Here is a 13,293-nt window from a genome sequence, read left to right as displayed (position 1 = left end):
GAAACAGCCCCCCATATTTAAAAGCCGGGGAACAGCACCAATAACATTGCTCTTCCCCGGACTTTGAAATTCAACTATACAGATTGCGCCGACCACTGCTCAACATCCCAAGTCTTTGTCACCCAATCTTCGTAGAAATCAGGTTCATGAGATACAAGCAGAATGGTACCTTTGTATTCCTGCAGGGCACGCTTCAGCTCTGCCTTGGCGACGATATCAAGGTGATTTGTAGGCTCGTCGAATAGAATCCAATTGCTTTCGCGCATCATCAGCTTACATATACGCACCTTCGCCTGTTCACCACCGCTCAACATGCTCAGCGGACGGGTAATATGCTCATTTTTCAATCCGCAACGGGCCAGATGGGCGCGCACTTCATGCTGGTTGAGACTGGAAAATTCATTCCAGACATCATCAATCGGTGTAATGTTAGCAGCCTTAACCTCCTGCTGGAAGTAGGCGGAACTGAGGTAATCGCCCAAGTACGTTTTTCCGCTGTATGCGGGAATCACGCCGAGAATCGTCTTCAGCAGCGTGGATTTACCTACACCGTTGCAGCCGACAATTGCAATCTTCTCCCCGCGTTCTATCGTCATATTCAGCTTTGGCAGCAGCGGACGGTCATAGCCAATCTCGAAGTCGATGCCTTCGAACACAGTCTTGCCGCTCGCCCGGCTTTCCTTGAACGAAAACGTCGGCTTGGCCGCTTCTTCTGGACGTTCAATCCGTTCCAGACGGTCGAGCTGCTTCTCACGGCTCTTCGCCCGTCCCGAGGTGGAAGCACGCGCCTTGTTTCGCTGAATGAAATCCTCTTGCTTCTTAATGAATTCCTGCTGCTTCTCATAAGCATCAATATGCTGGTTCTTGTTCATGTCAGCCATATCAAGGAATTGCTCATAGTTGGCCGTATAGCGGGTCAGCTTGGCAAATTCAAGATGGTACACGACATTAACAACCTTGTTCATAAATTCTGTATCATGGGAAATCAGCAAAAAGGCATAAGGATACTGCTTCAGGTAGTTAGTAAGCCAGTCAATATGCTCTACGTCCAGATAGTTGGTAGGCTCATCGAGCAGCAGCACATTCGGTTTCTCCAGCAGCAGCTTGGCCAGCAGCACCTTAGTCCGCTGTCCTCCGCTGAGCGAAGCGACATCACGGTCCAGGCCAATTGCCGTCAATCCCAACCCGTTGCCCATTTCCTCAACCTTCACATCAATCAAATAGAAGTCTCCGATATCCAGCTGTTCCTGGATTTCCCCCATCTGTTCCAGAAGCAGTTCCAGCTCTTCCGGAGAGGCATCGCCCATTTTCTCGGTAATCGCCATCATATCATTCTCCAGCTCAAGCAGCGGCAGGAAAGCATCCTTCAGCACATCGCGCACGGTTTTACCCGGCGTAAGATTGGTATGTTGATCCAGATAGCCATAACGCACCTTGGGAGTCCATTCCACTCTCCCGCTGTCCTTCAGCAAAGTTCCGGTCAAAATATTCATCAGCGTCGATTTACCGACGCCATTCGCCCCCACCAGACCAACATGCTCTCCGTCGAGCAGCCGGAAATTCACATTCTTGAAGAGCTGCCGGTCTCCGAAGTTGTGGGAAACGTCTTCTACTGTAAGTAAACTCATAAATTCTCCGTAAGCTCCTATCTATATTTAAAAATAAGCAGTATTCTGTCAATACATACAACGACCATTTTAGCACAAGTAAGCGCAAGCCTGAAATAGGAATTTAACTGAAGGAAAGATATATTGCAATATAATTCCATTCATTTACGTTCTTTTCTGAAAAAAACCATAGCGTTTTTCATAATTCTTCTTCTTCATGCTTTCACTTAGCAGTTCATCCAGAACCTCCAGCAGCTTCCCTTTCCGTTGAAAAGGATCCTGCTGGAGCGGCAAATTGTATACCCTCCCAATACCGAGCGCAGATTCCAGTAACAGTGCTGCTGATTTCCCGGCAAACGGCAGACAAATCCGCCACTTCGGCTGTGGTACAAGCCCGTTGCGGCGCAGCCAGTGAAGAGTATCTTCCAGTCTCCATTCAGCTCCCGATGTAATCAGCATCGGAACCTCGCTGTCCGTGAACGCCTCAAACGCAGCCTCATAACCGCCTGTTCCAAGGTCGAGTACTACAAACTGATATCCCCTCTCCAGTATTTCTTTCATATTCCCATGTTCTGGACGCTGCCAGAAATGCAGCTCTTTCCATTCCAGAGGAAGAACTTTACTGGTGGGGAATCCCCCGGCCACCGGAAAATCAAATAGGCTGCGGATACGATCATAAACGGATGAATCCGGGCTGAAATCCACCCAGGCCGTCATCCCCTTCCTGGAAAGGCTGCTGGCCACTGCCAGAGAGGTATGTGTCGTGCCGAGGCCCGAAGCTGTCCCGAGCAGCGCCACAATGATCATTTCCCGTTTCGTCTCCGGACCGGAAACCTGCATCTCCCGGAATGTGTAATTCTCCACCGCTGCTTCAATCGGCTCCAGCGCACGCAGCACCTCCTCGGCGCATTGATATCTTTCTTCGGGATGATGGCGCAGCAAACGTCTGATGACAGGAATCAGCTTATCTGGAATTACCCGGCGCAGCTTGGCCTCCATGCCCGGTTGCCAGCGGCTGTATTGACCTGCAGAGGCCATATACAACATTAGCGCTCCCAAACCATAGAGGTCTGAGAAAGGCCCGCTCTGCCCGCTGCCGTATTGTTCCGGGGCGGCGAAGCCGACGGTCCCCAGCTTCTCGGTATCTTCACCTGCACCGCTTCTGTAGCTGCGGGCAATGCCAAAATCAATCAGCATCAGCGAATTCGATCCGGTCAGCATAATATTGGAGGGCTTCAAATCACGGTAAATAATCGGCGGTTGATGCCCGTGCAAATAACACAATACCTCCAGCAGCTGTTTGACATAGCTGATCAGCCGTTCAGTCTGTATCGGTACAGGATGCCCGTCCATATATTGGCTAAGGGTCACACCTTCGATATAATCCATAACCAGATAACAATATCCTTCTTCATCCGGAGGGTAGAAGTCGGCAACTCTCGGGAATAGCTTGTGGTTCAGCGAGATGAGCATATCTGCCTCCGCCAGAACGGATCCGTAATTCACTTCGCCTTCAAAGCACATGCTTTCCTTCACGGCCCAGCGTTTGCCAGCCAGCCTTATATCCTCCGCCAGATATACATAACTCATTCCGCCCGTACCGATTAAAGCAGTGATTTGGTACCTGTCTCCAAGAAGCTGCCCCACTACAAGCTTCGATTCATAATTCATCCTTATTTCCTCCTTGTCCTAGCCTGATACAAACAAAAAAAGAGGGAGAGCCACCGTTATACAGCTTAATCCGGCGATTCGCCGGAAGCGTAGATAACGGGATGCTTTCCCTCTAAAACTAAATTATTTATGGAATGAACTACTGCTGTTACCTAAACAAAGATTCACTTAATACTTGATCATATACAGTGTAATCTCGTCACGGTTATGAAACAGCTGCTTCGCCCGCTGAATCTGCATCCGTTCACCTTCAAACATACTGATGATTTCCTTAATCATCGCCAGTGGCTTCTTATGCATTAGCTTCACTGTAACAACCGCCGTTCCACCCGGCGTGAGACTGTGCAGCAGCCCCGTAACCAGCTTCGCCATCAGCTTGGGGCTCCAGCTCATATCGCAGACCAGCAGATCAAACTCGTTCTCGCGGAATTTCACTTCACCCGCATTTTTGCGCAGAATCTTCAGTCCTGGCTGATTGCGCAGCGATTCATGCATCAGTGCCGGGTCAACTGCCGTCACCTTGAGGCCGCGTTCCAGCAGGAATGATGTCCAGCCGCCCGGAGAAGCACCAATATCGACCGCATTGCGAAAGCTGGAGAACGGAATGGCAAATTCCTTCTCCGCCTCCATCAGCTTAAACTTCGCGCGTGAAATTTGTCCATCCTCCTTGCGGAAACGGATCATTCCTCCGTTCCAGCTGGACAGGTTGTCCTCAGGCCGGGACACTCCGGCATACAGCGCTTCTCCGTCTGCATATACAGATATCACCCACGCCGGTTCCTGTACGGTGAATTCCGCACCCAGACTCACGAGCTGCTCCTGCAGCCATTCCCGAAGCTCGCCGGGACTGTCCTGCCAGAAGGAGCTTCCGCCTTTGCGCACATGCAGCGAAACCTTCCCGCCTTCCAATTCTTTGCGCCGGCTCAGATAGGCTACAAGCCGTTCCAGGCCAGACGGGTTGCCCTGATCCTGGAACTGCACGGGTTGAATATGCCGCAGAAAGATCGGCAGATTCTGCGCCAGCAGGCTGGATACCTCTTCCGGCTCCGCTTCCAGTGTCGCCAAGAAGATCTCACCCGGCAGCAGCAGCGTACTCTTCACCGCGCCGAACAGGCGGCGGAGCTCTTCCTGGGCATAAGGTGCAAAGCCGTGATTGGCGGTGCAGATATAACGTGAAAGGGTCTTTTCTTCCGGAGCAGCTGTCTGCTCACCGTTCTCTTGTATACTATCGTTCAAATCATTTGCCTCCAGGTCTGATTTTAATCCAGGGACGACCGCTATCCCATTCAACTTCTACGGGAATATCAAAAGTAGCCAAGATCATTTCTTTGGTTAATACTTCTTCTTTGGGGCCGGAGCCTGCCAGCTTCCCGTCACGGATCAGCGCCACATGAGTAAAGAGCGGCACAATCTCTTCCACATGATGTGTAACGTAAACTACGGATACATCACGCTGCTTCAGCTTGTCGATCTCGGCGAGCATTTTTTCCCGCTCGTATAGATCAAGGCCGGCACAGGGCTCATCCATAATCAGCAGCTTCGGCTCGGCCATCAGGCAGCGGGCCAGCATCGCCTTTTTGCGTTCTCCTTGGGACAAGGTGCCAAACGGATGATAGGCCATTTCTCCGAGATTCATCTCTTCAAGCAGCCTTTTCGCCTGATCCTGAACAGATTGTGGAATCGCCTGATAAAATCGCAGATAAGCATAAGCACCGGTAGCTACCACTTCCCACACAGGGTCGGTGAGCGACAGCTTTTCCATCAGTGACGGGCCGATATAGCCGATTTCCTTGCGCACTTCCCGCAGATCGCACTGGCCGTATTTATAGCCCAGAACCTCAACAGATCCGCTGCTTGGAAACAAATAACCAGTCATCATCTCCAGAATCGTTGTTTTACCGGAACCGTTCCGTCCAAGAATAACCCAGTTTTCGCCTTGCTTCATTTCCAGCGACACATCGTAAAGAATCTGGCTTTGCTCCCGTCTAAGGGTAAGATGTTGTAAAGATATCATTTATGAGGTCACTCTCCTTATGTATTCCAGCACTTGTTCTACAGAACCCACTGCATAATGAATCTCCGGTTCAGAGCAGCGGTCCGCCGGGACCACCAGCAGTGCAGGGACACTTGAAATACGGTAGAGGTTCACGAGCTCCGGAAGCATGTTCACATTCCCGCCAGCCATTATCAAATCCTGGGGCAGCAGATGAGCCGCTACCTCCAGCATCCGCCGGGCAGCCTTACAGGTCCCGCAAAGCGGGGTATACAGAAAAACAACAAGTGGTTCACGCCCCTGCTTCAGCAAATCCAGCAGCCCGGATTGATCCATTTCAGTAATTTCAGTCATATGCATCCCGCTCCTGCAGCAATTCCCACTAGTTTCTCAGCTGTGATCGGGCCATGATGCAATACGCTTCCCTCAGGTCTTGCAGTATACAACAGCTCATACATCTCTTTGCGGCCAGCTGTACTTGAGGTATGCAGATAGATCTCCCGGGGATACAAGCCTTCCAGCACGATTCGTCTGGCCACTTCAGCCCCATTGTAATCTTCCGGCCCCATGTCATAATCCAGCGACAGGATACCGACCTCGCATTCACGCAAGAGCAGCAGACATTCTTCCGTTGTCCGGGCCAGCGTGAAGCCGGTAGGCAGCTTTCTTAGATCATCCATATAAATATTTATCACGGTCTGTCCTCCGCTTCATACCAGTCCAGCACGGCAGCAATCTCCTGACGGTGGGTGCCGTCCGGCCCCTTTCCGGTTTCCAAGGCAACTGCCAGATGACGAAACGGCTCTGAGGTCAGCAGCTTCCGCAGATTCTCTGCACCAATATGGCCTTGTCCGATTTGCGCGTGCCTGTCACGGCGCAGCCCATAGGGATAAAGGGAATCATTCAGATGTACGGCAACGAGATGCGGCCAGTAATGCAGCGCAGCCCCCCGTTCCAGCAGTTCCTCCGTATGCTGCGGATTCCAGATCCCCGATGCAAAAGCATGACAGGTATCAAAACAAAATCCGATCTTCTCCGGAAAGCGGCTAAGCTCGCGTACCTTAACCAGCTCTTCCAGCGTCATGCCTTCATTGCCATGATTCCCGGCCTGATTCTCAATAAGCAGTTTGGTCCGGCCATTCCAGGCGACCAGCGTGTCATTCATACATTGTATAATATTTTGATAGCCTTGTAACGGCTCTATTCCGGCAAAATGTCCGAAATGCACGACTATCCCCAGCGAACCGCAGGCCTCTGCGATTTCCAGATCATTCAACAGCGACGCTACCATGATCTCACGGGGAGCCGCACCTTTGGTACCGGCCGCCATATTCGTCGGGTAAGGGGTATGCGCGATAGACACGATTCCCTTCTCCCTGCAGAAGGCAGCGCAGTCCTCGGCATCCCGCCTGTCCACCGGCTTCAGCTTCAGACTGCGCGGATTCTTCGGAAAATATTGAAAACATGCCGCACCGCTCTCCCAGGCGAACCGGGCCGCACGCCCGTATCCGCCGCGAATGCTGACATGAGCCCCGATTTTGGGGTTATTCTTCATGCTGGCAATCCGGGCAATAGAACACTTTACGCCCGGATTGCTCCGTCTTAATTATCGTTCCCCCGCCGCGCAGGCATGGTTCGCCCTCACGGTCATATACCTTGCACTGGTCATTGTAAGAGCCGGTAACTATATCGCCGGCCATAAACGGCATCTCCATATAACCGCCGATTTCCGTTGCCTCCGCCAGTACCTTGCGGATACTCTCATACAAGCGTGTAATCGCCTCCGGCGATAGATTCTGAACCAATACCGAGGGCAGCAGCCTTGCCTCAAAAGCAATTTCATCGGCATAGCAGTTGCCGATACCGGCCATAACCTGCTGGTTCACGAGCAGGCTCTTAAGTGCGCCACGGCGTCCCTTCAGTAGTCCTGCGAAACGTTCCGCGGTCATTCTGCGGTCCAGAAGCTCAGGGCCCAGCTTGCCCATTGCCGCTTCGCTTTCCTTAACCGACAACAGATGAAGGTATCCGAGCCGCAGACCCATAAAGTACAGGATGTTCTCGCCAAAGGCCAATTCCACCTGTGTACTGCGATCCGGACGTTCTTCCTCTGTTCCATAGTAAAGCAATCCGCCGAGCATTAAATGCAGCAGTAGCCTGCGGCCATCGTGAAGGTGGAACAGAATATGCTTGGCACGGCGTTCTACAAACACAATGCGCGCACCTACCAGTGCATTGACAAAGGCTTCAGTGTCCATATTTATTGTTTTTTCTCTATTCACAGTTACACCCGTGATTGGAACATTTATAAGATGCTGGCTAAGCAGCTTTCGGTAATTCTCCATTTCCGGCAGTTCCGGCATATTCACATCGTCCCTTCTAGGTTGGTAAAGCAATCACAACATTGACATTATACACCGAGCCTTACCATAAATTCAGCTAAATCAGCATAAATTTCATCTGGTGTTACGCCTGTTATCTGTTGATAATGTTCATAATTGTCCGCTGTAGTCAGGCCGGTAAGCACCAATATTGTCCGGCAGCCGGCTTTTACCCCGGCCGAAATGTCAGTCCGCATATTATCCCCGACAACTACAGCCGTCTCCGGTTTAATTCCCAGCAGCGCCGTTGCATAGGTGACCAGGTGCGATTCCGGTTTGCCGATGACTACAGGGGACACACCGCTTGCGGCTTCGATCGCCGCCCCCAGTGATCCCGCTCCCGGCATGATCCCATCATCGGAAGGCAGCATCAAATCCGGGTTCGTCAGCACAAATTTCGCACCTTCCTGAATCCAGCGGGAAGCCTGCGCCAGTGAATCATATGTAAAAGAACGGTAAATCCCTTGCACCACATACTCCGGTTTCTCCGTCACAATTGACAATCCTGCAGCTGTACAAGCTTCAATCAATCCCTCTTCCCCAAGTATCGCCACCCTTGCCTTCGGTGATTCCTCGGCAATATAACGGGCTGCAGCCATTGAGGAAGTGCAGACCTCTTCCGCCTTAGCTTCAATGCCCATCCCGTTCAGATGTGCGGCGACAGCCGCCGCTGTCCGTGACGAATTGTTTGTTACAAACAGAAAGGGGATTCCCGCTGAGCGCAGTCCTGCTATCAGTCTGTCAGCGCCGGGAATCATCATGCCTCCGTGAAATAATGTCCCGTCAAGATCAATCAGCAAACCTCCGATATCTTTCATACCGCTCCCTCCATCCCCAGAATATTAATTAATGCAATTAATAAATCACTCAATTAATTAACATTAAATAAACCACAGCAATAGCAGACAAACCCGCAACGGTTCGGCATTTTCTCTACTGCTTCGTGCTGTTTTAACGAGTCTAATCTTTAAAATTTAACATACATCGTCGAACGATAGCGAACCGCTGTCCTGTTGGTCTTTTTATGGCAGTACAGTGTCATTTCCTGCGCTTTCCCGGAAAATAATTTAATTCCCCGGGCCATTTCCCTCTGGCTTCAGGGAGTTTCGCCGATACACCGGAAAGGTGCAGAACTCTTCTGCAAGCAGTGTATTCGGGAAGATCGCCTGCGCTTCTTCCAGCAGTGGAGCAAGCTGTTCCTGCGAGATATAACGCGAGCTGAAGTGTGTCAGTAACAGTTCCCGTCCTTCCGCTTCATGAGCAAGCATAGCCGCCTGCCGGGCAGTGCTGTGATGATATTGATAGGCCATATCCGCCAGGTCATGGGCGAAGGTTGCCTCATGGACGATAAGATCAGCACCCTGTGCCAGCGGCAGACTTCCCTTACAAGGCCGTGTGTCGCCCAGAATGGTCACGATGCGTCCTTTTTTCGGCTCGTTGACCACATCTGCAGCGCTAATAAGCGTTCCTTCATCGGTAATAACATTTTCACCTTTCTTCAGCTTGCCGTAAAGCGGCCCCGGCTTCAACCCATAGCTTCGGAGCAGTTCGGTATTGAGACTCCCCGGACTGTCTTTCTCTGTTACCCTGTAACCATAGCTGTCAATCCGGTGCTCCAGCAGGCCAGCCTCCACCTTAAAGCTGTCGTCTTCAAACACGAGACCTCCGGTATGCTCTACAATATCAAGCTTATATGGAATACGGGACTGGCTGACGGATAATGAAATATCCAGAAAAGCCTTCAGGCCCGGTGGACCATATACAGTTAGCGGAGCAGTTCCACCCTGATATCCGCGGCTCGACAGCAGACCCGGCAAGCCAAACAGGTGATCACCGTGCAGATGGGTAATAAACAGCTTCTCCAGCTTACCCAGTCGCAATGGAGAACGCAAGACCTGGTGCTGAGTGGCTTCTCCACAGTCAAACATCCAGAAACTGCGCCGTTCCTCAAGCAGCCTTAGGGCAATTGAGGTAACATTGCGCTGTAGGGTCGGCACACCTGCATTAGTGCCCAGAAAATAAACCTCCATAATAATCCTCCTCTCTTTTTTCTGTAAAGACAAAAACATCTTCCTTACACCTATGAAATGCATTCTACCTCTTTTACGATGCGAAATCATCTTTCTCTGCATTTCTTCCGCTCCAGCTTCGTTCCCAGCAAAAAACCTCCCGATTACGGGAGGTTCCGCTTAGAAGGATTTCACCTTCAGACCAGTCCATGGGGAGTGGGAAGCTTACAGCTTCTCTACGTTGAAATACTGCGCTTCTGGATGGGCGAAGACCATCGCTGATACCGACGCTTCCGGCTCCATCATGAAGCCTTCGGTAAGATGGACACCGATATCCTCCGGCATAAGCAGCTTGAACAGCGGCCCTTGATCCTCCAGGTCCGGGCAGGCCGGATATCCGAAGGAAACGCGGATCCCTTGGTACCGCGCACCATGTCTCTGCTTCATCGTCATATCTGCAGGGTCCGGGAAGCCCCAGGTATCCCGCATCATGTGATGAACACGCTCAGCAAGCCCTTCAGCAACCTCAAGCGCCACTGCCTGCAAAGCATGAGAACGGAGGTAATCCCCCTTGTCTTTCAGTTCGGTCGATAATTCACGGACACCATGACCGGCGGTAACGACCAGGAAACCGACATAATCCATAATTCCGCTCTCCACTGGCTTCAGGAAGTCGGCAAGACAGAGAAAAGGCTCGACATTCTGCCGCGGGAAAGTAAAGGTATGCAGAACCTCTGCAGTGTTCTGCGGGTTATAGATCAGTATATCGTTGCCCCGGGACTGTGCCGGGAAAAATTGATACATGGCATGAGGCTTAATGGTGCCCTCCAGCATCGCGTGATGCAGGATGTCATCCACTGTCTCCTTCAATTCCACGGTGCGGGCATCCCCTGCGGCAAGCTGTGCTTCCACCGAACCGCGTAATCCCAGGTGATGGCCCAGCAGCATCTGCATATTCACATATGGAATGATATGACCAAGCGGATAACCCCTTAGCACATGGCGCTCTACGTCCGGCGGAGTAAATACAGGTGCATCTGCTGAAATCTTGGACCGGACGGCCCGGGTCAGCACCGGAAGCTCCTGCTGCGGTGCCACCGCAACCGCCGCCTCCGCTTCAAGGCGGACCTCTTCTTCGATCTTGGCCCGCTCCAGCGGATTCATCAGCCGGTTAGCGATATCCAGACCATCCATCGCATCTTTAGCGTACAGTACCAGGCCGTCATATTCAGGCCGAATACGATTTTTAGTGAATTTACGGGTCAACGCGGCACCGCCTACCATGATCGGCACATCAATACCTGCTGAGCGCAAATCCTGGGCAGTCAGGACCATCTGCTGCGCCGACTTGACGAGCAGGCCGGACAGGCCGATTGCATCGGCCTTCTCCCGGCGGAAAGCCTCAATGATATTTTCAGGTGGTACTTTTATACCCAGATTAACGATCTGGTAACCATTGTTGGAGAGAATGATCTCCACAAGATTCTTACCGATATCATGGACATCCCCTTTGACGGTGGCCAGCATAATCTTGCCTTTCACCGATGTCTCGTCCTTCTGCATAAACTGCTCCAGATGGCCGACAGAGGCCTTCATCACTTCAGCGCTTTGCAGCACTTCAGCGACAATCAGCTCATTGTTGTTAAATAACCGCCCCACCTCGGACATTCCAGCCATAAGCGGCCCGTTGATGATTTCCAATGGACCACTTTTGGTCAGCGCTTCGTTAAGGTCAGGTATCAAACCTTCCTTCGTTCCTTCAACCACATAGGAAGCGAGCCGTTCCTCCAGCGAAAGATTGGAGATCTTCTCTTTCTTCTCAACCTTTTTCTCACGGAAGGCGGCAACGAAGGCAGACAGAGTCTCATCATTCGTATTGTAAATCAGCTGTTCAGCCAGATGACGCTCTTCTTCCGGGATGGAAGCATAACGCTCTACCTTCTCCGTATTCACAATGGCATAATCCAGTCCGGCCTTCGTACATTCATACAGGAAGACCGAGTTCAGCACCTCACGGCCCGCTTCCGGCAGTCCAAAAGAAACGTTACTGATCCCCAGTATCGTATGCACGGAAGGCAGGGCTTCCTTGATCATGCGGATGCCATCAATAGTCTCTTTAGCAGAGCCGATATACTGCTCATCCCCTGTACCAACAGGGAACACCAGTGTATCAAATATCAGATCCTCTGCCGCCAGCCCATATTTGTTCACCAGCAGATCATAGGAGCGTTTGGCAACCTCCAGCTTGTCTTCCGCTTTAATGGCCTGTCCGGATTCGTCAATCGTGCCTACGACAATCGCAGCCCCGTATTTATGAATCAGCGGTGTAACCAGTTCGAATTTTTCTTCACCATCTTCAAGGTTAATGGAGTTAATAATCGCTTTACCCTGGCAATATTGCAGCGCCAGATCAATAACCTTGGGATCGGTTGTATCGATCATCAATGGAACCTTCACCTTTTTGACTACCAGCTCCAGAAACAGCTTGATGTCCTCGATCTCATCGCGGTCCGGATCCTGTACGCAGACGTCAATGACCTGAGCTCCACTTTTGACCTGTGCCCGGGCAATCTCCGAGGCTTCCTCGTATTTTCCTTCCACGATCAGCCGCTTGAATTTCCGTGAGCCGAGTACATTCGTACGTTCACCTACCATATAAGGACGGTTGTCACTCTCAACATAAACAGGCTCAATGCCTGATAATGCGGGCGGATGACATCCCTCCAGCTGGCGCGGCGGATAAGCTGCCAGTGTCTCAGCCATCGCCCGGATATGATCCGGTGTCGTTCCGCAGCACCCGCCGGCAATATTCAGCCAGCCCTTCTCGGCAAAACCGGCCAGCTTGCGGGCAAGTGAATCCGGTGACTCATGATAGTTCCCGTTCTCATCCGGCAGCCCGGCATTGGGATAGCAGCTAACTGCTGCCGAAGAGATTGCCGAGAGTGACCGGATATGATCGCGCATAAACTCGGGTCCGGTTGCACAGTTCAGCCCGATGGAGATCGGCTTCAGATGCTCCAGCGAGATATAGAACGCCTCAATATTCTGTCCAGCAAGCGTCGTGCCCATCGGTTCGATAGTACCCGAGATCATGACCGGCAAAGTGATGCCTGCCTTCTCAAAGGCGTTGCGGATCCCAATGCTTCCGGCTTTCACATTCAAAGTATCCTGGGAAGTTTCCAGCAGCAGGGCATCCACTTTGCCGTCAATCAGCGCTATAGCCTGCTCCTCGTAGCTATCCACCAGCTCCTGGAATGTTACGCCTCCGGTGACCGAAAGCGTTTTTGTTGTCGGGCCCATCGCCCCGATTACGTAACGCGGGTGATCGGGCGTTTCAATCTTTTCAACAGCATTTCTGGCCAGCCTCGCAGCTTCCAGGTTAATCTCCCGGGCCCGCTGAGGGATATCGTATTCGGCAAGCACAACCGAGGTTGCGCCGAAGGTATTCGTCTCGATCAGATCTGCGCCTGCTTCAAGATATTGCTCATGAATAGTCTGTATAACCTCCGGACGGGTGAGCACAAGCATCTCATTACAGCCATCCAGCTCATCCCCGCCAAAATCCTCTCCGGTAAGTGGCACCTGTTGAATCATCGTGCCCATTGCTCCGTCTAAAATCAGTATCCGCTGCTGCA

The 13,293-nt window shown here is 51.7% G+C and carries 11 protein-coding genes; all 11 read right to left on the bottom strand.

Going from position 1 to position 13,293, the window contains the following annotated elements; genetic code table 11:
- Nucleotides 1–74: 74 nt before the first annotated feature.
- The gene (locus AC3WT9_RS02490; RefSeq protein WP_341378840.1) at nt 75–1,628 is read right to left on the bottom strand and encodes an ABC-F family ATP-binding cassette domain-containing protein; all 1,554 of its coding nucleotides are present in this window, start codon (nt 1,626–1,628) and stop codon (nt 75–77) included.
- A 144-nt stretch (nt 1,629–1,772) separates the two neighbouring features.
- On the bottom strand, nt 1,773–3,278 hold the full coding sequence (locus AC3WT9_RS02485) for a protein kinase domain-containing protein (RefSeq protein WP_341378841.1): 1,506 nt from the start codon (nt 3,276–3,278) through the stop codon (nt 1,773–1,775).
- 168 nt (nt 3,279–3,446) lie between these two features.
- Nucleotides 3,447–4,514 (bottom strand): SAM-dependent methyltransferase, encoded by a 1,068-nt coding sequence (locus tag AC3WT9_RS02480; RefSeq protein WP_341093757.1) that lies wholly within the window; start codon nt 4,512–4,514, stop codon nt 3,447–3,449.
- Nucleotide 4,515: 1 nt separating this feature from the next.
- Nucleotides 4,516–5,292, bottom strand: a complete 777-nt coding sequence (locus AC3WT9_RS02475; protein ID WP_341093758.1) for an ABC transporter ATP-binding protein — start codon at nt 5,290–5,292, stop codon at nt 4,516–4,518.
- On the bottom strand, nt 5,293–5,625 hold the full coding sequence (locus tag AC3WT9_RS02470; protein ID WP_341093760.1) for a thioredoxin family protein: 333 nt from the start codon (nt 5,623–5,625) through the stop codon (nt 5,293–5,295).
- Nucleotides 5,622–5,966: a cyclic-phosphate processing receiver domain-containing protein gene (locus AC3WT9_RS02465; protein WP_341378842.1), complete on the bottom strand. Its 345-nt coding sequence runs from the start codon at nt 5,964–5,966 to the stop codon at nt 5,622–5,624. Before AC3WT9_RS02465 ends, AC3WT9_RS02470 begins: the two co-directional genes overlap by 4 nt.
- A complete protein-coding gene (locus AC3WT9_RS02460; protein ID WP_341093763.1) occupies nt 5,963–6,826 on the bottom strand; it encodes a deoxyribonuclease IV in 864 nt (287 codons plus the stop codon). Before AC3WT9_RS02460 ends, AC3WT9_RS02465 begins: the two co-directional genes overlap by 4 nt.
- The gene (locus tag AC3WT9_RS02455) at nt 6,816–7,631 is read right to left on the bottom strand and encodes an Fpg/Nei family DNA glycosylase (protein ID WP_341097697.1); all 816 of its coding nucleotides are present in this window, start codon (nt 7,629–7,631) and stop codon (nt 6,816–6,818) included. The genes AC3WT9_RS02460 and AC3WT9_RS02455 overlap by 11 nt, the downstream gene beginning before the upstream one ends.
- Before the next feature lie 47 nt (nt 7,632–7,678).
- The gene (locus AC3WT9_RS02450; protein WP_341093765.1) at nt 7,679–8,467 is read right to left on the bottom strand and encodes an HAD-IIA family hydrolase; all 789 of its coding nucleotides are present in this window, start codon (nt 8,465–8,467) and stop codon (nt 7,679–7,681) included.
- A gap of 249 nt (nt 8,468–8,716) precedes the next feature.
- A complete protein-coding gene (gene rnz, locus AC3WT9_RS02445; protein WP_341093767.1) occupies nt 8,717–9,679 on the bottom strand; it encodes a ribonuclease Z in 963 nt (320 codons plus the stop codon).
- Between the two features lie 204 nt (nt 9,680–9,883).
- Nucleotides 9,884–13,261, bottom strand: a complete 3,378-nt coding sequence (gene metH, locus AC3WT9_RS02440) for a methionine synthase (RefSeq protein WP_445935390.1) — start codon at nt 13,259–13,261, stop codon at nt 9,884–9,886.
- Nucleotides 13,262–13,293 lie beyond the last annotated feature (32 nt).

Source organism: Paenibacillus sp. EB106-06-01-XG199, from assembly GCF_058791575.1.
Note: the sequence above shows the minus strand (reverse complement) of the source record. Positions and strands in the feature narration are given on the sequence as shown.